Source organism: Pararcticibacter amylolyticus (genome assembly GCF_003130405.1).
Classification (GTDB): Bacteria; Bacteroidota; Bacteroidia; order Sphingobacteriales; family Sphingobacteriaceae; genus Arcticibacter; species Arcticibacter amylolyticus.
This window is the reverse complement of sequence record NZ_QEAS01000003.1, coordinates 53,516-74,552: the sequence shown is the minus strand read 5'-3', so window position 1 is coordinate 74,552 and position 21,037 is coordinate 53,516. Positions and strand designations below refer to the sequence as shown.

Annotated in this window: 11 protein-coding genes; 5 read left to right on the top strand and 6 right to left on the bottom strand. The window is 44.5% G+C overall.

The annotated features are described in order from the left end of the window. Positions 1 to 94: 94 nt before the first annotated feature. Positions 95 to 2,227, top strand: a complete 2,133-nt coding sequence (locus DDR33_RS04720; RefSeq protein WP_109414628.1) for an LruC domain-containing protein — start codon at positions 95 to 97, stop codon at positions 2,225 to 2,227. A 165-nt stretch (positions 2,228 to 2,392) separates the two neighbouring features. Next, complete coding sequence (locus tag DDR33_RS04715; RefSeq protein WP_109414627.1) at positions 2,393 to 4,498, top strand: LruC domain-containing protein; 2,106 nt, start codon at positions 2,393 to 2,395, stop codon at positions 4,496 to 4,498. A 221-nt stretch (positions 4,499 to 4,719) separates the two neighbouring features. Here DDR33_RS04715 and DDR33_RS04710 read toward each other — a convergent pair whose 3' ends face one another. From DDR33_RS04710 to DDR33_RS04690, 5 genes are all read right to left on the bottom strand, one after another. Next, a complete protein-coding gene (locus tag DDR33_RS04710) occupies positions 4,720 to 5,112 on the bottom strand; it encodes a hypothetical protein (RefSeq protein WP_109414626.1) in 393 nt (130 codons plus the stop codon). 168 nt (positions 5,113 to 5,280) lie between these two features. Continuing rightward, positions 5,281 to 6,306 carry a PorP/SprF family type IX secretion system membrane protein gene (locus tag DDR33_RS04705; protein WP_238387666.1) on the bottom strand — a complete coding sequence of 342 codons (1,026 nt, stop codon included), beginning with the start codon at positions 6,304 to 6,306 and terminating at the stop codon, positions 5,281 to 5,283. Beyond that, the gene (locus tag DDR33_RS04700) at positions 6,306 to 11,723 is read right to left on the bottom strand and encodes a PKD domain-containing protein (RefSeq protein WP_158280635.1); all 5,418 of its coding nucleotides are present in this window, start codon (positions 11,721 to 11,723) and stop codon (positions 6,306 to 6,308) included. Before DDR33_RS04700 ends, DDR33_RS04705 begins: the two co-directional genes overlap by 1 nt. Positions 11,724 to 11,815: 92 nt before the next feature. After that, on the bottom strand, positions 11,816 to 12,358 hold the full coding sequence (locus DDR33_RS04695; RefSeq protein ID WP_109414623.1) for a DinB family protein: 543 nt from the start codon (positions 12,356 to 12,358) through the stop codon (positions 11,816 to 11,818). Between the two features lie 226 nt (positions 12,359 to 12,584). Beyond that, positions 12,585 to 13,550, bottom strand: coding sequence for an NAD(P)H-quinone oxidoreductase (locus tag DDR33_RS04690; protein ID WP_109414622.1), 966 nt, complete (start codon positions 13,548 to 13,550; stop codon positions 12,585 to 12,587). Between the two features lie 331 nt (positions 13,551 to 13,881). Here DDR33_RS04690 and DDR33_RS04685 point away from each other — a divergent pair, with 331 nt between their 5' ends. The 3 genes from DDR33_RS04685 (at position 13,882) to DDR33_RS04675 (ending at position 20,426) form a co-directional block, all read left to right on the top strand. After that, the gene (locus DDR33_RS04685) at positions 13,882 to 15,924 is read left to right on the top strand and encodes an LruC domain-containing protein (RefSeq protein ID WP_109414621.1); all 2,043 of its coding nucleotides are present in this window, start codon (positions 13,882 to 13,884) and stop codon (positions 15,922 to 15,924) included. Positions 15,925 to 16,042: 118 nt separating this feature from the next. Then, positions 16,043 to 18,475 (top strand): AsmA family protein, encoded by a 2,433-nt coding sequence (locus DDR33_RS04680; RefSeq protein WP_238387665.1) that lies wholly within the window; start codon positions 16,043 to 16,045, stop codon positions 18,473 to 18,475. Between the two features lie 85 nt (positions 18,476 to 18,560). Further along, entirely contained in the window at positions 18,561 to 20,426 is a 1,866-nt protein-coding gene (locus tag DDR33_RS04675) for a sensor histidine kinase (protein ID WP_109414619.1), read from the top strand. On the opposite strand, the gene lspA is transcribed toward DDR33_RS04675, so the two are convergent. Next, on the bottom strand, positions 20,423 to 20,941 hold the full coding sequence (gene lspA, locus DDR33_RS04670) for a signal peptidase II (RefSeq protein ID WP_109414618.1): 519 nt from the start codon (positions 20,939 to 20,941) through the stop codon (positions 20,423 to 20,425). The genes DDR33_RS04675 and lspA overlap by 4 nt on opposite strands. Positions 20,942 to 21,037: the final 96 nt, after the last annotated feature.

Here is a 21,037-nt window from a genome sequence, read left to right as displayed (position 1 = left end):
TTAAAGGAAACCTTGTATTTTATTTGCCGTAAAAGTGAGAAATAAAGAGCAAAGGTTTTAGATTAGCCCTCAACACAATTTTAGATTAACGCGCATGACCAGGTATTTACTTATTACAGCCTCATTACTATTTTTTATGGTATCCTCCTGTACGAAGGATACAGGAGATACAGTTTCTGAAGATTTGGAAAGCATAAGCATCCCCGAGGGTTTCAATTGGGAGAATTCGCGGGAAGTATCTTTTACGATAGGTGTTTCGGATGCGCGCTTTGAAGAAGCAATTCATGTGATTTCAATTTACGATGCAGATCCGCTGGCGGGAGGTTCACTAATTGCCAGAGGGGCGGCTTCTCTTATTAATTCCTTCAATGTTAAGCTGGCGCTCCGCACATCGCTGAATGCTGTATATATAGTGAAGACAGCTCCCGACGGGACATCCGTGACTGAAAAGGTGGCGGTAAACGGAGCTCTTGTTTCTTTATCTATCAGCTCAGAAGCTTCCGGGAAAGCCGTTATGCAGGCTAAAAGCAGTGCTGCAACTTCGGCAACTGAGACACCATGTACAAGATCTATCACAGTTTCGGGGGACTATAATCTGGGTACTGATAACGAGGTGATATGTGTATCGGCAAGTAATATAACGGTAGGGTTTAATTTTAATGCAAGCTCAACTGTAAGGATCACCGGTAATAACGTAAGGATAAATTATGCGAATCTCAATAATAATTCGAAGCTTATTATCTCTTCCGGAGTTACGGTATCAGCAGGTTCCATAAATCTGAACAGTGCATCTACTTATTTTGAGAACAATGGTACTGTTACTTTCGACGGCGGGTTTTCACTAAATGGTATTTTAACCAATAATGGAAATTTTGCAGTTAACGGTAACCTGGATCTCAACTCTTCCGGTACTTTTACGAATAACGGCACCATCACTGTCAGTTCGAGTTTTCAGAGCAGTTCCAATAATACCGCTTTAAATGGCGGAAAAATCACTACCAATGATAGTTTCAGGTTAAATTCCGGTACATTCATTAATAACTGTTTCCTCTACGCAAAAAACGAATACCATAACAATGGAACCATGAGGAACTATGGATACGTAAGAGTTGACAGGATATCTTATTTAAATAGCGGGGAACTGGGCTTATACAATACGGCTATGTTCAGTTCTGCAAACCTGACCATGAATACCGGGATAAGAGGATACGGAACTGCTTCTCTGGTAAAGGTATCCGGCGTATCGACGATTAACAGCGGGGCTGTTTCAGGCAACGTGGTTTATTGCGATCAAAATGGTATAGAGACCAATTACGGTACTTTCTCCGGAGGTGCTAAAACCGGGTGCGACCTGTATATTCCGGTTTCCTCCTGTAACACGGAAGGGAATGGAACAGCTCCCATAGCAGACCGGGATGGCGATAAGGTGGCTGATGCTATAGATCAGTACCCTGATGATCCAACTAAAGCGTTTAATAACTATTATCCCTCTAATTCACCTGACGCCCAGTCTACTCTGGCGTTCGAAGATACATGGCCTTCAAAAGGAGATTATGATCTGAATGACGTGGTGATAGGATACCGTTACATGATCGTCACAGATGCTAACAATAAGGTTGTCCAGGTCAATGCAACATATAATTTAATTGCAAGCGGAGGAACGAACCATAATGGATTTGGGATAGAGTTTCCGGTTAAGCGGTCGGAAGTTGCAGATGTAACGGGAGGAACGCTGGAAACAGGGCAGGACAAAGCAGTCATTCTGGTGTTCTCTGATTCGAGGAATGAGCAGAGTGCCTGGAACACGATCCCCGGAGAGCCTTCCGCTCCTGTTAAGACTTACAATATAAGTTTTAACGTAACAAGCAAGCCCCAGATCAATTCATTCGGACTTGGGGCCTATAATCCGTTTATCTGGAATCATTCATTAAGCAGAGGTGTGGAAACACACCTGGCGGGCAAATCTTCTACTGCCCTTGCCAATACTTCGCTTTTCGGAACCCAGGATGACAGGACAGGCTCAGGAAAATACTATGTAACGGCAACAGGTCTGCCATGGGCAATAGATGTTCCCCAATCTTCATTCAGCTATCCTGCGGAATCTAAAGATATCTCGAAGACCTATCTTTACTTTGCAAGATGGGCTGCATCGGGAGGAGCTAACTATACTGACTGGTATAGTAATACTGCTTCCGGATATCGTCAAAACAGCTTCATTTATAAATAGGGTTTTAAAATTAGATGTTTAAACGGGGAATCTTTCCACAGCCAGTTGTGTAAAGAATTCCCCGTTTTTTTTTGGGCCGTTTCCCAATTTCCCGGTTTCCCGCGTTGACAGGGGGAATTTCCTTTTTGGCACTTGTTTGGTGTTAAATGGAGAAGGAGATTTAGAATGAAAAGATTACTACTATTAGCCGGTATAGCCGGTATTATTGCAACAAGTTCCTGTAAGAAGGAGGGATCAGGGCCTTCTGCTGAAACGTCACTTGAGGATATAACAGTCCCTGAGGGATTTAACTGGGCTACTACAAAGGCAGTTAAATTTAACATAAGTGTAACCGACTCCCGTTTTGGAAATGCTGTACACTCAGTTGCTATTTATGATGCAAATCCATCAAATGGTGGTAGCCTTATTTCAAGCGGAAATGCTACACTTGTGGCTCCTTTTATAGAGAAGATAAATTTAACTTCTGCGCTGGAGGAAGTCTACGTTGTTAAAACGTCACCTGACGGATCTTCTGTTACTGAAAAAGTTAAGATATCCGGAGCGAACGTTTCTGTTGCGTTTGGGGAGCAAAAGGGCAGTACTTCAATCTCTTCAGCCAGGGTTAGTGCAGTTGAGCCTGTTTGTGATTGTGATGATGCCAACCAGATCAAAACGAACAGAAGCAATAATTTAGAGTCATCCGATAACGGAAAAACTTTTTGCGTTACAACGAATGGTGTTGAACTGAGTTTTAATGATAACTCAGGATCTGTAACAATAAAAGTATGTGCTCAGAATGTACGCTTCAGCGGCAATCTCAAAGATAAGTCGAAGCTAATCCTCACAAGAGGGGCTTCTCTTTCAATGGAAGGCAATGCCCAGATAAACAATGGTGCTTCTATAATCAACTATGGCTCTTTAACTGTTAATGCATCTAATAAGTCCATTACTGCATCTCAGTTTTTAAATTACGGTTCGATCGTAGCCAACGGGGATTTTACATTAAATTCCTCTGATCTTGGGTTTGAAAACTACGGGCCTTTCCGCGTCAATGGTAAATTCATTATCAACGCAACGGTAACCGGCGTTAACCATGATAAGATCTTCGCTAATGACCTGATGGTAAACGGAAACGGAGGCTTGTACAATGAGTGCGCCCTGTATGTGAAGAATGAATTTGGCATAGACGGTAAATTTGAAAACTCTGGTTTTACAAATGTTGGATATGTTTTGGATGCTAGCAACCCTGCAACCCATATCAATGGAAGCGGAGTGACAAAATGTAACAGGGACATAGTCTTAAGGAACGGCGCAATATTCCAAACCATTAAGATTGACTATTTGAACGGTAAGGCTTTAGCAACCGGCAACACATCTTTGTTGAAGTTTGATTCTTACAATAATTTAAATGGTTCATTTTCCGGAAATCTTGTTGTATACCATAAGAATGATGCACAAAATACTATAGCCTCGAATAAGTTCAATGATGGTGCTGTAAAGACCAACAAAAGCGACTATTACATGCCGGCAACAGGATGTAATCCCGGAAACGGCGAAGCGCCTGTTACTAACTCAGGAAACTATACATTGATATTTGAAGATAACTGGCCATCAAAAGGTGACTTCGACTTGAATGATATCGTTGTAGCTTATTCTTACAGGTTATATAAAGACGGCAATAAGGCTACTAAACTTGAAGGAACTTATACCCTGCTTGCTTCCGGAGGAGATTATGAAAACGGATTTGGTATAGAATTCCCAACGGCTTCAAGCAATATCACACTTTCTGCTACTAATAAGGAAAGTATTAAAAAAGAGCAGGGACAGACTAAAGCTGTTGTAGTGCTGTTCGACAACGCAAGGGCAGTTCAGCAAAACTGGAATACAATTGCAGACGGATCAAAATCGCCTACAGTGACCTATACGTTTACTGTGACGTTTAACACTCCGGTTGAGCTGTCAAGCGAAGCATTTACCCTGAATCCTTTTATATTCCAGAAGAGCACAGGAGGTAAACGTAATGAAGTTCACCTGCCAGGATTCAGCGGAACGAGCCTTGCAAATAATGTGTTAGGCAGCGGTGATAATTCCACCACTATGACATATGTAACACGCGGCAATCTTCCATGGGCATTGAATATCCCTGTTTCGAATTTTAAATATCCGAAGGAGAAGACTAATATCGTGCGTGCATATCCATCAATCACAGACTGGGCTCAGAACGGCGGTAACACTTCGCTCAAATGGTATGAAATGCCTGTTTTACAATATTGTTACCCGGTAGCAGATTAGTTTATATCTGATACCAGACAAGCTTAACAGAATGAGCCCGATATCCATCGGGCTCATTCTGTTTAAGCTTGTTTTTTTATATATAACGCTTAGATAGTTTAACTCATCTCTTTGGTAAGACAACTCCTTCCCAGGATCGGTGAAATACCAGGATAATTCAGATAATCCGGGCTTAAAATGCAAGCACAGACTATCGTGATAATCTCGTCCTTTTCTATTTATTAATCTTTTGTTTTCGTTTTTGGTGCTATCGCCGGTGTTTTCAAAGCTGGTCTGTCCGGATGTACAACCGGCGAATTAGAATACGGGTTGGGGTTATTCTGTACAGGCAGAGCAGGCCTCCCCGGCTTGAAGTTCAGCCTTCTCAGGGAATCAGACCGCAAGCCCAGGCCAATCCCTGTTGTGTCTGTGATTCTCAGTAAAGACCGTTGCCTGTACCTTGCAAACATGGAAGTGTCGTTGGTTCTGCTGATCCGGGGTTTGGCTGTGCTTTTTGTACTGGTATTTACTTTTGTGCTGCTGTTTGCTTTTGCAGCAGTCTGTGCGATAGCATTCCCTCCTGAAAAAGCAAGGAAAAAAGTGGCAGCGGTTAATGTAAAGAATATTCGTTTCATAGGAGTAAGGTATTGTTTGTTAAATATAACCTCCTGCTTTTCTGCTTGTTTTAATTTTTTTCAATATGAATGGTAAAAAGGTTTGCCGCCGGGGGAGAAATTCAGGAGGTTCAAAAAGAATCAGATTCTCCGGCATATATAAGACCGGAGAATATTAAAGTAATCCTGTTAATAGAAATCGTAGCATTTCAGGCCCTGGTATCCTCTGTCATGTGCCTCTCCGGTTTCAAATCCTACGCTGAGTTCCGACGTACCACTGGTATTGGAATAGTTCAGCTTATTGGCAGTAGCATCATGGCTGACTCCTAAACGTACCTTTTGATTTTTATAGCCGCTGGTAAAGATGTCGAATATCAGAGATACTACGAACGAGTCGCTCTGGCCTTTTCCGTTTGACCTGTACCACGCACCGGCGTTTACGCCCCTGTATTTGAATTGTACGCCTGCACTCAGGGAAGCAGCTTCAGCCTGTCTGTAGTAGACCACAGATGGAATCAGGTAGGTGCCGTCATCATCATACGGGTCTGCGCGGTCGAGGGCATGGCGGTAGCTGGCATGGACAGCCAGGCGCATAGGCGTATATACCCTGCTGCCGGTAAATGATTCATCTGGTTTGTTGATGTGCATCAGCGAGCCTCCGAGCATGGCTGTTCCGAATACAAGGTTCACACCCGTACCGGCATCGAAATAATATTTGTTATCATTAAAAGGGGACTCCGCAGCGGAAGCTCCTCCCTCAAAACCCAGGCGTGCATCAAGCTGATCTGAAAATACCAGCCTGCTGAAATCCAGCTTCCTGTTTGTGATGCCCGCCTGCAATCCGAATGAAGCGGTGAAGCCATCCGTACCGACACTGTATGAGTAAATTCCTGCAATATTATTTTTCTTAAGATATGCCGTTCCTTCTGATGAACTGTTAAACATAAGGCCAACAGCGCCTCCGAAGCTCGGCAGCTTGTAATCAACAGAAGTTGTCATGTAGTTCAGATCTCCGGCAATGGAACTCCATTGATTGCGATAGATCATATTAGCCCTGAATGAGCCCCGGAACTCTCCGCTTAAAGCGGGATTGAGATAAGCTGGGGCATTGAAAAATTGTGAATAGATATGATCCTGGGCTTTAACACCGCCGGAGATCATAAAAAGCATCGCTATTATAATTTTATCTAGTATGGATGGAAAAAAGCGTTTCATTATCTTATCAAATGGATAGCGCCCGTTCTTTTAGGCTCTGAATGGTTATACGTCATTCCGGCCCATTGGGTTCCATTTTTAAATTCTGCAGATATCTCCCAGAAATATACCCCCTGAGGGACAGGACTTCCATTGCTGGTTCCATCCCAGTGTTCAGCAGGAATGCCTTTTTCTGTGAGCAAACGCGTCTGCCAGATCTGCTCACCCCATTTGTTGAAGATCCTCATCTGCCACTTCTTTATTCCCGAACCTTTCACTTTAAATGTCCTGAGCTCTTCTGTTACGCTGTTTGGCATAAATGCATTGGGGATAAAAAGCTGGCCGGGTACTCCGGTTATTCTAACCGTTTTTGTGATAGTAGATACACATCCTTCGGCCGAGGTGACCATTAATTTCACTTCGTAAGCACCGGTGTCCGGATAGGTATGTTCCGGATCGCGTGCGGAAGATCCGTCACTCTTGTCCCCGAAATCCCAGAGCCGTGAACTGATATTTCCTGTACTGGCATCTTTGAACTGGAAACCGTACTGAGGATGGCTGATTGTTTCGCCGGGAAGTACCTCCATGGCAGCCACGGGCGGAGGATATACTGTAATGTAATCTTTGAGTATAAGGGTGTCTGTGCACCCAAATGAGGTGACAGAGATCAGTTTTACGGTATAGGGCCTGGATCGCCCTTCATAAGTGTGTGAAGGACTGGCCTCATCGGACACCGATCCATCTCCGAACTCCCATTTAAAGAATGCAGCGCCGGTGGACCGGTTGAGGAAGTTGACAGCAAGAGAGGTACATCCTGTTGTCTGATCTGCTGCGAAATCTGTCACTGCCTGGGGATATACCGTGATTGTTTTAGAAACAGTGGTGTCAGAACATCCGTTTGAAGCCGTCATTTTAACAGTGAAGACACCGCCTTTTGCAAAGGAGTGGACTACCGGGTCAGAACTGTTAGTTGTGTAGAGAGGAGTGTTGTCGCCAAAATCGTAAGTATAGATACTGGCTCCTGCTGAACCGTTTATGAACCTTACTTTGTGAGGGGCGCAACCCTCGAATTCATTTCCGTTCACCAAGAGCTCGGGTGCTATTGTATTTGGAGATATGCTGATGACAAAGGGCTGCTCATTGCTGCCGCATTCATTTACCACCGTCAGGGTGGTTGTATACATCCTGGGTTTGCTGGATTTATAGGTATGGGTGACAGATTCTTTGCTGTCTGTTCTCACTACATCCGATCCGTCCCCAAAGTCCCAGATATAGGTGTTTGACTCTCCCTTTGTTGTATTCCTGAAGGTAACGGTTAAAGGTGAACAGCCTGTGGTCCTGGTAGGAACAAATGAAGCGATTGCCTGCCCGATTACCTTAACCTGGATCGTTCTTGACGATGTGGAGCATTTGGATGTAGCGGTGAGGGTGACGGTGTAGATAGTGTCTCTTCCGTCTTTCCTGCCTTCAAATACTACTGCTGAAGGATCCTGAAGCCCTGATGATTTTCCGTTGCCAAAGTCCCACGTGAAATTTACATCCTGTGTATTCGACGTAGTATTGGTGAATTTGACATTGAGAGGGCCGCATCCTTTGATTTTATCTGCTGTAAAACTGGCCTCAAGTGCGTTACTGGTACGGAAGGTGTGAGAATAGAACGAAGATCCGCAGCCAAGGGCGCTTGCTACTTCCAGCTTTACTATTGCCGAATCGCCCGGGTTTGGAAGGGTCAGACCGGGAAAAGTTTGTCCGGTTCCGGCTTTTTTATCATTTACATACCAGGTATATACGTCGCCTGGCTCTGAGTCTTCTGCTTTCAGCACATCGCTGCTCAGCGAGAAAGGAGCGCAGGATGCATCGCTTTTCCAGTTGAAATGTGCGCGCGGGCCGGGAGAGACTTTTATAGTGATCACATTGCTTACGTTCTGCTGAAGCCCGTTGCACAGTGCGGTAGTAACAATTCTGCGGAACATAGTAGTTTCGGTAAGCGCCTCTGGCTGGTAATTTATATCTACAGCTGTGAGGATGGTTGTCCATTTACTATTGCCGCTGGTCCGTTTTTCCCACTGGTAACTAAATATGCCGTCAGCCCCTCCGGGAGCACTTCCGCTGATTATAGAAGGAATTATATTGGAACAGATATACTGGTCTCCTGATAGGGTATTGTTCCTGATCCCCTCCTGTACATTTACTTTGATCTCGTTGCTGTAACTGCTGCAATCACCGGATGTCACGATCCTTCTGAACCAGGTCGTGTCACTTGCCGTTACCTTAATGTTCTGAGTTGGAAGCGTGTTAAGAGCAGACCAGGAAGAGCCGTCTTCACTTGTTTCCCAGCGGAAACTGTAATTTCCGTCTCCGCCTGTAGGCAAGGTGCCATAGATCATAAAATCCGAACCTTCGCATACTGTAGTCAAAGGCGTTGATATATCGTTTAAAGTGATGGGTGGAAGCACCCGGATCAGCACTTCATCACTGCTGCCCTGGCAATTGAAGGGGCCTGTAATGGTCCAGAGGAACCTGTAAGTTTCGCCGGCAACCAGCCCGGAGACTACGGCATCAAAATGGGTATCGTTGTCAAAACTTACTCCCTTCTGGCCCGACTGGAGTGTCCATTTACCGTTGCCCTCTCCCGGATGATTTGCATCCAGTTTAACCATTGTTACGTTACAAAGCTTCTGGTCTGTGCCCGCGTTTGCTATAACAGGGGGCGCTGATACCGTGATCGTAATGGTAGCAGGAGTGCCTTCACATCCTGAAGATGTTACAGGAACAACTGTATAGGTGACTGTGCCGGAGGTATTCCCTGAATTTTGCAGGATGTCGCTGATGGTGTTAATGCTGACCGGAGTATTTTGCGTTGAATTGCCGCTAAGATTGCCCGTTACGCTGCTTGTCCACCGGTATAATGTATTCGCGAGGTTTGAAGAAAGGGTAATTCCCGCAGGGAGCCCTGTACAAACCGAGTTGCCTCCTGTGCTGAAAGAAATGACCGGCAGGGGGGAGACCTTTACTTTCAGCGTAAAAGATTCGCCCTGGCATCCGTTACTTTCCGGTATGATCGTATAAGTGACTATGGCGTCATTGCTGGCATCTGTATTGATAATAACATCGTTAACCGGGCCGGTGCCGGAACTGTGATACCCGCTTGCATTTGCCGTTCCGGATGCTGTCCATTTGAAGGTACTGCCTGTTACTGAAGAAACAGGATTGTAATTGACCGCAGATCCGGTACAAATGGTTATTTCCTTTGCAGTGGTTATTTTGTTGAGGGGATTAATGGAAATGGAGATCACATCTTCCACAATATTACACGGTGCCGGGTTCATGGTGATTGCCGACAGGACCAGATCAACCTTTCCGGCTGCAATTTCATCAGAAGAAGGAATATACTGAGGGTTGAGAACATTCCTGCCGGGCATAAAAGTACCGGTGCCGCCTTTCCATTCAAAAGATAAAACCGGCGGTCCGGTTATAGACCCATTAAGATGAACCTGCTCATCCGGACATATCGTCAGATCATTTCCGGCACTGACGGTTGGTGATTCGTTGAATGTAATCTTCCTGGTTGTGGTAATGGTTCCGCAATTATTGCTGTAAGTAACAGATACGGTATATACTCCATAATCCTTAAAAAGAATCGAAGGCTCTTTGGAAGCCGATGTGGTCCCGTTCCCGAATGAATAGGCTCCCCCGGAAACTTCCCATTTATAGTTTGCGGCCTGTTCATAGTAAGTCCCCGTAAAGGTAGTTTGCACAGGATTACCGCTTGTATTACTGAATGTCAGGAGATGCCCTTTTCCGCATAGATTTGTCGCCCAGTTAGCGTTGACACCGGGGCTCTCGTTAAAAATAAATGTCTGCTCGCCGGTTGTTACCGTTTTGCAGGCCGAAATGATACTTAGCTTAATGGTATAGATACCGGCTTTGGTAATGCCGATTTCAGGATTGGGACTGGTGTCTTTAGTGTTGGAAAGAAACACAGCAGGGGCAGGGCCTGAAACTGCCCATTTATATGAACTTACAGCCAGGATACTGGTGTCAATCACCGATTTATTTTCGGGCTTAACCGTTGCCCCGCTGCAAAATATCGAACCGTTTAATTTAAAGTCAGGAACAGGTGCTTTCTGCACATAAATTGTTTTTTCCACCGGATCAGCCTGGCATTCAGACGTGCTTTGCGATTCAAGTCTGATCTTATAGTAACCGGCGTCTTTGAACGTGATGTTCAGCTGCCAGGATAACGGAACACCCTGAGGTGTAATGGGTGTATTGTTTACATACCAGTAGTATACGACATTATTGTTCTGACATGATGGTGAAGTGGAACTCGGGTCTTCCCCTGCAATAGAACTGTTAGGAATGGCAAGAGATGTGTTTATACAGGCAACAGTTGGGAGGAAAAAACGATTTTCTGGTTGTACGATTACCTTCGCCTGGCTTGATACCGGCACGCCGATGTTCCCGCAATACGGGCTCATGGATTGAACCACGATCCCGAAAACATTATAGTAACGGATGCTTCCTATATTAATCTGGCTCCCGCAGGAGGATTTTGTATATACATGGCTGATCTTGCCATTTGATGCTTTTATCCGTCTCAGGTTGTAACTTTCCACGATGCCGTCTCCCCAGGTTACCTGATACGTGTTACCCGGGAAATTCATTTGAATCCCATTTGTCGAGGTCGTTTCAACGTTATATTCCAATGCTCCGAGAGGCAGACAAACAGTACTGCTCCCTGGTGGGTTAAAGGGCGTATTGATCATATTATTGATCAGAAAGAATGCCTTTGTGCCGGTAATGCCGTTTAACGTTGCCCTCACAAAAACCGTGTAATGAGTGATCTTGGCAGTAAATGTCTGGGGAGAAGTGTTAAAGTCTAAAGTAGTGGAAGTTCCATTGCTTTCGTTAACAAAAACAGCGCTGACCTCTGCGCCATACGAAGAGCCGTTGGTGAAATTGAATCGCTGATCATTTTTTCCGGGCGTACAGGAACCGAATGCTTTTGTTCCGGCATTCTCTATCGTCTGCAGAGCTGGTGCATTTATTTCAGCAAGAACTCCTATATCGGTTTTTATTTCAAATGACGCAGTTGGCAAACTTATGACAGCGGGATTGCTGGCTTTTACACGCAGTTTATAGTTGCCGGCTAAGGCAGTTGTCGGAATTCTTCCGTTCAGAAAAGTACTATAGAATCCGGCATACCTCCCGATCTCCGTTTCATTAGCAAAATTTCCGGTGGCGTCGGAAAGGTATAGTGTAAATTCGTTGTTTGTTTTAAAATAGTCAGCTGTTTCATCCAGTGTCAGTTTTACTGCAATAGATGAACCCCGTCCATAGATGCCATTCTCTGCAAGCTGAATCCCGATATCCTGACTATAGCCTTTCAGGATGAAAACGAAAAATACTGAAAAAGTTAAAAGGAACTTTTTCATGGAAACCCTGATCTGCCACATTTATATACAGTTAGAAAGATCTGTATACGAAAGAGGCAGGCCAGGGGTTCCGTGGAAAAGAAAAATTGTTACTAAACAGCGAGTTCGTCGATATAATTAGTCAGGCGCGGCAAATAGATGATATCAGGGTGTTTTTCAACCTGCATAGACCAAAAGCTTCCGGCCAGTTTGAAGATCTTGAACTGCTGACTTGACTCATGAAGCAGGAAAAATTCAGTCCATTGATTAACAGCCATCCGTCCCAGTACGGCGTGGGTAGCTACCCGCGCATAATGTTCTGAAGGCATCTCCTCCAGCATCAGGCAAAGATTTCCTCTGAGCCTGTACATTTCATGGAGAAGGGAACCAGTCGTCTTTGCGCAGGTAAAGGCAAAGTCAGGATCGGTTTCGGGCTTATAGATCTCAAAATAAGGGTTAACCTCATTCGTAATCCTGTTAAGCCTGTCTATAAAAATGTGCTGGTATCTTGTCAGGTAAGCAATCGTTTCATGGATCGAAAACTTGTCGGGATTCAACCGGTTGTAAATCGCCTCCGGGGGAAGATCATCTATATAGTTCTTGATCGTCTTATGCTGATTGGCAAAACGCTCCAATGTATATTCATTTAAATTCATAAGTATTTTCTTTAAGATTATTTGGTATGGTTATCTGGCTAGTGATTTACTAATAGTACAACATTATCATGATCCTTTTTGTTTGCATATTCAAGCACAATCAATGCCACAACAAAGATACGGGTGCTGTATTAAGAGAATATTGTATTTCAGTTAATTAACTTAACCGGGTAAGCTGTTATCCGGGAAGAGCGGAGCAATTTGCTGCCGGGTACTGATCACAAAATTACACAAGCAGAACTATTTTGCCGACATGGCTGTTGTCTTCCATCAGGCGGTGCGCCTCTGACGCTGCTTCGAGCGGAAAAGTGGCGGTTACTTCCGGACGGAACTGGCCGCTGCGGATCAGAGGCCATACATGTTTTTCCACTTCTTCTGCCAGCGACTTTTTAAACGCTGCGTCGCGCGGCCGCAAGGTACTGCCGGTGATCACGAGGCGTCTGTTCATGATGTCGAAGACGTCAAATTCTCCCCGCCCGCCCTTTACTGCATTTATAAATACAAGCCTCCCGCCGGGATGAAGTATTCTGATGTTTTTTGTGATGTAGTCGCCTCCTATCGCATCAAGAATGACATCTATTCCTTCCTCTCTCAGTATTTCTTCAAAATCTTCCTTTTTATAATTAATAGCACGCGAGGCGCCAAGATCTTCACATAAGCGGCATTTTTCGTCGGAACCTGCAGTGGCGAAGACCTGTGCTCCGAAGCACCGGGCAAGCTGGATGGCGGTACTGCCGATTCCGCCGGCCCCGCCGTGTATCAGGAAGTTCTCATCCTGCTTAAGGCGGCCGGATTGAAATACATTATGCCATACAGTAAAGATGGTTTCGGGTAAGGCGGCGGCTTCTGTAAAACTGTTTCCGGGAAGAGGGAGACAGTGCCCTTCATGAACTACGGCATATTCGGCATATCCCGCACCGCCGAGCAGGGCGCAGACGCTGTCGCCCGGCCGCCAGCGTTCTGTTCCCAGTCCGCATTCCTCGATAATACCGGCCACTTCAAGACCGGGGATGTCCTGCGGCACCCCTTTGGGCGCAGGGTAGTTCCCTTTCCGCTGAAAGAGATCCGGCCTGTTTATTCCTGCGGCTTTTATTCTTATCAGGACTTCATTTTCCCTGGGTGCGGGGACAGGCCTTTCTGCAATCCGCAGTACTTCAGGCCCTCCTGGCGATGTAATGGTCACAACTCTCATACAAGATCTTTCTGGCGGTAGCTTTAATAAAAGACTATATGTTCAAATATAGTTTTCTCCATCCTGATATTTCATTCCCGCCGGGTCTGCCAGATTTTTTATACTGGGTTCTTTATATGTCTTTAAGTATACGGACAAGTACGACGGGACTGAGTGCAAAATTCCCCAAACCGTGGAGCCGAAGGGACATTGTTTTGATTTTGTTTATGTGTAAGTAGTTGTTTTTTAGTTAGTTATTTTATGTTTTTCTTTCTGGTATCATTCTTTCTTTTAAAGAGGCCGTGGGGAGGGTGTGACCTGGCAAACTGCCATTATGCTTTAAAATACATATATGAAAATAAAATTACTACTATTAGCGATGACGCTTGCCGGACTAACAGTTAGTTCATGCAGGAAAGAAATGTCATCTGGAACAGATCCTGTTGACGCAGGTGAAAAAGCTGCTCCTGATGGGTTTGATTACAGTACAACGAAAAGTGTTGATGTTACGGTCAGGCTTCTTTCAAGGAACGAAAAGCCTATAAGCGGCGTGCTGGTCTCTATCTATAATCCGGGAAATGTAAGTGAAGGAGCTGAGCTGACTAAGGTTTTGAGTGACAACAACGGCTATGTCCGTACCACTCTTACAGTACCTTCGGTCACAGATACACTTATAATCGATCCGGCATATATTGGTTTACTCCGGAATGCGAAAGCCTACATCAGTGCGAATGCTATCAGTGCGGTTATCGGAGGCGAAAATGGTTCCAGCGGAAATATCGACGGCAGTTATGAAGCTAAAGCATCTGCTTCTTTCAAAGTTTCGGCTGTTACTTCAAGTGTTGGACCCAACGTAATTTATAATACGGCAGATTTTGATAAAGATGGAAGGCCCCTGGCCCTGGTAACCCCTGACGATGTGTCGGGACTCCTGGATCAGGTAACTGCTGTGCTGCCGGAGAAGAAGAATTCTGTTCCGGCGAAATACCTGAACAGCCAGGCACCTGCAAATCTCAAGATCACACAGCTCGCTGACGTATGGATTTCTTTTTTGCACGAAGGAGCGGATTACAGGAACGTTCTGGGATATTATACGTATCCGACAGGCCAGGACCCCAAAACGCCTGCTGAAATAAGCAAGATTAATGTTATTTTACTGAATGCCTCTTACCGAAACAGTAAAGGAGGAATGGTGTCGGGCGATAAAGTGAAGATCGGAAGGTTTGAAGCCGGAACAACGATCGGTTTTGTATTGCTGCAGGATGCTTACAATAGTGACAAGTCTGTTAACTTAAACGCCCGCCGCTTTTACACTAACGAAGAGCTGAACCCCGAGGAGAATAATGGTAAAAAACGTCATAATGTTTTGTTGCATAATGCAGAGAAACATACGTTCATCATCGGCTTTGAAGATCAGTTCAGAGAGGGTAATTCGAGTGATAACGATTTTAATGATCTGGTTTTTTATGCTCAGTCTAATCCTGTAGAAGCGATCTCTCCTGTAGATATCCCATATCTGGAAGAAAACGTAAAAGATACCGACAAAGACGGCGTTCCTGATTTTACGGATGAATATCCCAACGATCCGACACGGGCATACGACAGGTATTACCCAAGTAAGCTGGTATGGGGAACTACAGCTTTTGAAGATCAGTGGCCTGCGGAAGGGGATTATGATCTGAACGACCTGGTGGTCTCTTACCGGTATAAGTTTGCGATAAACTCGAATAATAAGGTCGTCAATATGGACGGTGAGTTTAAGCCGCTGGCTGCCGGTGCTTCCTTCCAGAATGGCTTCGGGGTACAATTACCTCTGGCACCCGGACAGGTTAGTTCTGTCACCGGTTACAAACATGCCGGGAACTATATTCAAATGGCTTCGAACGGGACAGAGGCAGGTCAGTCTAAAGCTGTATTGATTCCTTTTGATACTTACAGGGCTGCTTTCGGAGCTTCGTCTTCGTATGTGAATACTTATTCAGACAAGCCGAAGCTCAGTAGTGATGTGTTTAAACTGGAAGTCGCCTTCACTTCGGTACTGCCTGATGAGTTTACTGCGGCTGCTCCTTTTAACCCTTTTATGATCAGTGATTTAACAAGAGGAAGGGAAATTCACCTGGTTAATCATGTCCCAACAGACCTGGCTGATCTTAAACTGTTAAAAACTATTGCTGACGATTCAGACCCGTCAAAGGGCAGATATTATATAACAGCAACGAACAGACCTTTCGCTCTTGATTTCTTTGGCCCGTTTATATATCCGGTAGAGAAAAAAGCTATACAGGAAGGGTACACGCACTTTGATGAATGGGCGGCTTCTGGCGGAAAGCAATATGCAGACTGGTATTCTGATCATTCAGGCTACAGAACAACAAAGAATCTGTATACGAAATAACGACATACTTTTTATATCTACGTATCTCAGAAGCAGGGCTCCCGAAAAGGAGCCCTTTTCTGTTGCTTTTTTCTCAACTGATCAAACAAAAGAAGCGCAAGTGCTCTTTTGCTAATAAATGTTGAGAATGCACCGGTGGCCGAAAATCACACTTAAAATATTTGCCATCTTACTAGCCCTGATCTTTTTGCTTTATGTAGGAGTTGCTGTTTATGTAAATCAGAATAAGGAGAGTCTTATCGTAGCGGTTAATAAATCGTTAAACGATAATGTAAATGGTACAGTAAAAATCGGAAGTATAGAACCGTCACTTCTCCAGGGCTTTCCCGGAGTCTCGGTTAATTTGAAGAATGTAACGGTAAGGGATAGCCTCTGGCACTTGCACAGGCATACACTTCTGAATGCGAAAGAAATGGATGTCTCCCTGAACGTGCTGGCTTTGCTCACTGGCACCGTGAGGATCAACAGAATGACGGTAAAAGGCGCTGATATTTATCTTTTTACCAACAACACTGGATACAGTAATACATCCGTTTTCAAAACTGGTGAACAGCAAAAAACAAAAGAGAAGGGAGGAAGTCTTTCGGCTGAAATTAACCGGTTTGCTTTTGTTAACGTTAATTTTACGCTTGACAATAGGGCGGGAAAGAAGATGTTCAGATTTGTAGTCCCCCGCCTTACGGCGAATGTAAACCATCGTGGTTCCGGATGGAAAGCCAAAGCTGATGCTGACATTCTTGTAAGAGACCTTGCCTTTAACACTCAGAAAGGAAGCTTCCTTAAAGATAAGCGCCTCAAAGGCGGATTCTTACTTACCTATAGCGCCAAAACCGGTGTGATAGAAGCAGAGAAAAAGAATGTGGAAATAGGCGGAGATACTTATGTATTAGGTGGCCATTTCAGTACTTCCAAAAAGCCGGTGGAGTTCGTTATCACCCTTGATTCAGACAAACTGATATGGAAACGGGCTGCGTCGCTTCTGGCTCCTAATATTTCCAAAAAGCTAAATATGTTCGATCTTACAGCCCCCTTTGCTGTAAATGCAGTGATCGCCGGAAATATGGGGCCGGGATCCCAGCCATCAATAGATGTATCATGCAAGGTGAAGAATAATGTGCTCAGCTCGCCCGGAGGGATCATGGATAATTGCAGTTTCAGCGGGATTTACTCAAATCATTACATAAACGGGAAGGGAAATACAGATGAAAATTCCATCATCAGGCTTTTTCAGATGACGGGAACGTACGAGGGAATCCCGGTGGAGATGGATACTCTTTACATTAATAACCTGGTAAAGCCCCAGGCCGGAGGGACTTTTAAAAGCCGGTTTAACTTGCAGAAGCTCAATGCGGTGTTCGGAGAGGAACTGCTGAAGTTTAATTCGGGGTCGGCGGATATTAACGTCCGTTACAAGGCAAGCATTGCCGACTTTGAATTGAGTAAGCCTATTTTTACAGGTACCATAGCCATTCGTGGTGCGGATGCAGATTATATCCCCAGGAAACTGAATTTTAAAAACAGTGATGTTCTTTTACACTTTACATCCAACGATCTCCAGCTGAAAGATATCAGGGTGCAGAGCGGCAGCAGCATTTTACGTATTAACGGAACTGTGCGTAATTTCATGAACCTTTATTATACGGCGCCGGAAAAGATGCTGTTTAACTGTAATATAACCAGCCCCCGCGTCAATCTCGGTGAATTTCTGGGACTGCTTGCCGCCAGGCAGCGCGTTGTCCATATAAAGAAAAAAAGAGGGCGGAATGATTTTATCGAACAACTGAATAATGTCCTCGACCGAAGCCGGATCGGGATGAACCTCCGCGTTGACAAACTCATCTTTAATAAGTTCACCGCCTCGGATGCCAGGGCTAATCTGACCATGTCGGAAGGGGGGATCCATATAGAGGATATCCAGGTACGACATGCCGGAGGCTTTCTGCGGTTAAGCGGGACTGTTAATCAAAGTGCTTCGTTGAACAGGTTTGCAATAAATGCCCGCGTTTCGAATGTAAATATCCGTCAGTTCTTTTATGCATTCGATAACTTTGGCATGCAAACTCTTACTCATGAAAACCTGAAGGGCTACCTGTTTTCAAAAACGAATGTATCAGGTGCGATTTCTGATAAAGGTAAAATTGTGCCCCGTTCTTTCCGGGGCTCTGTCATCTTTGATCTTAAGAGGGGAGAACTCATTAAGTTTCCGCCCCTGCAGGGCGTGGCGAAATTTGCTTTCCCGTTCAGAAACCTGGATAGTATTACATTCTCAAATCTGAACGGTAAATTTGATCTTCTGGGAGATAAGATACGGATCAACCCGATGAAGATCAGCTCAAGCGTTTTAAATATGAATGTTGCCGGAACTTATGCACTGAACAGAGGGACCAATATAGCACTCGATGTCCCTCTCCGTAATCCGGGAAAGGACGAGAAGATTACAGATAAAAAACAAATTGAAGAAAGAAGGATGAAGGGGATTGTGCTGCATATACTGGCAACGGATGAAGAAGATGGCAAGCTCAAATTCAAATGGAACAAGAATCATGATTAAGCATTGCCGGAGGGCTAAGAAGTTTTTAAGTTTTTCTCAGGATATGTTGTGATTTTACATAAGTTTGTCATCTAGTGTATAAGCATTGAAATTTGGGTTAAGAAATTTTACTTCCGGCTGGTATCGTGCTTTGTTTGCAACCGGTGCACTGTCACTGATATTTTTCCTGAGCCTTCGTGAGAGTTACCTCTTATTCCATACTATTGTTGAGCTCCTGTCTATTATTGTGGCTTTTGCCGTTTTCATCATTACATGGAACTCGCGTCGCATCCTCGACAATAATTATCTGTTTCTTGTTGGTATTTCTTATTTCTTTATAGGCTGTCTTGATCTGTTGCACACGCTCACCTATACGGGAATGCAGGTTATCCGGACAAATGAGTTTTACGCTAACCAGTTTTGGGTGGCAACCAGGTTTCTGGAGGCTGTGACGCTCTTCATTGGCTTCTATTCGCTTGATAACAAAAAGAAGATAAATGCCGAAACCGTCTTTGTCGTTTATTTCATTATTTCGGTATTGATCTCACTGAGTATCCTCAGCTGGAAGATCTTTCCGGTCTGTTATATTGAAGGGCAGGGACAAACCACGTTCAAAATCTATACGGAGTATTTCATTATCCTGATCTTAACAGGAGCTTTATGGTTACTCTTAAAACGCAGGAGGTTTTTTACGGAATCAGTTTTCAGGTTCCTTCTGATCTCGCTCATTTTTACCATTGCCGGTGAGTTCTGTTTTACTCTTTATATCTCCAATTATAGTATCTCCAATCAGATCGGACACTATGCAAAACTGATCTCCTTTTACCTGATCTATAAAGCCAACATAGAAACCGGGTTTACCAATCCTTCGGCTATTATTTTCAAAGGTTTAAAGGATAAAGAGGAAGAGTACCGCACGCTGGCTGAGAATCTCCCCGAAATGATCATGAGATTTGATACTGATCTTCGTTGTGTGTATTCGAACAATGCGGTAAGAAGATTCCTGCCGGGAGTACAGAAAGAGATTACGGGCCTGGAATATTCTGAGATCGGGCTGAAAGAAGACGTAGAGAAAGTGCTGAGTTCCGTCTTGCAAAAGGCCCGCGAAACACAGAAGAATCAAATTGTTGATTTTAATTCTTATCTGGACGGGACGGAGCATTTTTTCTCTTTGCAGGTAGTCCCCGAATTTACATCTCTGAAGGGTGAGGAAACTTATCTGATGATATGTTTTGATATCACGACACTTAAGCTAGCCGAAAAAGAGCTGCGCGAACTGAACGCAACGAAAGATAAGTTCTTTTCTATTATAGCACATGACCTGAAGAACCCTTTTACTTCTTTGCTTGGGTATAGCCAGCTTCTGGCCTCAAATGTTTCGAAATTACCTGCTGAAAGAGTTCAGCAGGTAGCTGAAAGGCTGCATGAATCGTCGAGACAGACCTATGCTCTTCTTGAGAATCTGCTCCATTGGGCGCGGATACAAACCGGAAACCTTTCCCCTGTACAGCATCATCTTTCACCTGCGGAACTTCTGGATGAAGCCAGCAGGATCTCTGATACCAGTGCGAGGGCTAAAGGAATTGAAATAAAGGTGATATGCAACACGGCCAGGGCAGTGTTTGTCGACCGGCAGATGATTAATACCGTGCTCCGGAACCTGGTCAGCAATGCAGTGAAGTTCAGTTTTCCGGGGAGCCTGATTTCTGTGAAGGCTGAAGACCAGGAGCAGGCTGTCGTGTTTTCAGTGTCTGATTCCGGTGTCGGCATTGAGAATCACCAGGCAAAGGACCTGCTGAAGATCGACAGTACCCAATCGACAATTGGCACCGCAAATGAAAAAGGCACGGGGCTGGGCTTGATTTTGTGTAAAGAATTCGTAGAAGTAAATGGCGGAAATATCTGGTTTACCAGCCGTCACGGAGAGGGTACCACCTTCTTCTTTTCCTTTCCCGCTACTGCATCCATTTAAATTTCCTTTTCTATGTCCTCTGCTTTCTTCCTGTCGCGGCTCAGAAACAGCATCATGATCACACCGGTGGTGACACACATATCAGCCACATTAAAGATACCCGTTCTGAGGCTTCCGATCCCCACATTAAGAAAATCAGTTACCCGGCTTTCGAACATTATCCTGTCAATGATATTTCCCAGTCCGCCGGAAAAAATAAGAGCAAATGCAATTAACTCTCCCTTTTTGATCTCTTTTGTTCTTGCTGCCACGTAGATAAACAATACGGTAAGCATGATCAGGGGAAGTAAACTCAGCAGGATGAAATTAAATGGCTGCGGGATCCCTGCGCCCATTCCAAAGAAGGCCCCCGTGTTTTCGATATAAAGCAGCCTGACAGTGTCATTAAAATAGGAGTGAGGAGGATTAAACATTAAATGTTCTTTTGCCAGGCCTTTTGTATACCTGTCGAGTGCGATGAAAACCACCGAAAGGAGGAGGAACATGAGTATTTTATGCTGACGCTTGAGAGTCATTCGGGCAATTTTTAGTTTTCTGTAAATTTCTTAAACGTATTAACGGCGAATATAGCACAGCAGACTTTAAGTTTCACAGTCTTCGCCTGTTTTTAT

Coding starts and splice junctions, on each gene's coding strand:
- DDR33_RS04720 (WP_109414628.1), top strand. CDS start 95: ATGACCAGGTATTTACTTATTACAGCCTCATTACTATTTTTTATGGTA.
- DDR33_RS04715 (WP_109414627.1), top strand. CDS start 2,393: ATGAAAAGATTACTACTATTAGCCGGTATAGCCGGTATTATTGCAACA.
- DDR33_RS04710 (WP_109414626.1), bottom strand. CDS start 5,112: ATGAAACGAATATTCTTTACATTAACCGCTGCCACTTTTTTCCTTGCT.
- DDR33_RS04705 (WP_238387666.1), bottom strand. CDS start 6,306: ATGAAACGCTTTTTTCCATCCATACTAGATAAAATTATAATAGCGATG.
- DDR33_RS04700 (WP_158280635.1), bottom strand. CDS start 11,723: ATGAAAAAGTTCCTTTTAACTTTTTCAGTATTTTTCGTTTTCATCCTG.
- DDR33_RS04695 (WP_109414623.1), bottom strand. CDS start 12,358: ATGAATTTAAATGAATATACATTGGAGCGTTTTGCCAATCAGCATAAG.
- DDR33_RS04690 (WP_109414622.1), bottom strand. CDS start 13,550: ATGAGAGTTGTGACCATTACATCGCCAGGAGGGCCTGAAGTACTGCGG.
- DDR33_RS04685 (WP_109414621.1), top strand. CDS start 13,882: ATGAAAATAAAATTACTACTATTAGCGATGACGCTTGCCGGACTAACA.
- DDR33_RS04680 (WP_238387665.1), top strand. CDS start 16,043: ATGTTGAGAATGCACCGGTGGCCGAAAATCACACTTAAAATATTTGCC.
- lspA (WP_109414618.1), bottom strand. CDS start 20,941: ATGACTCTCAAGCGTCAGCATAAAATACTCATGTTCCTCCTCCTTTCG.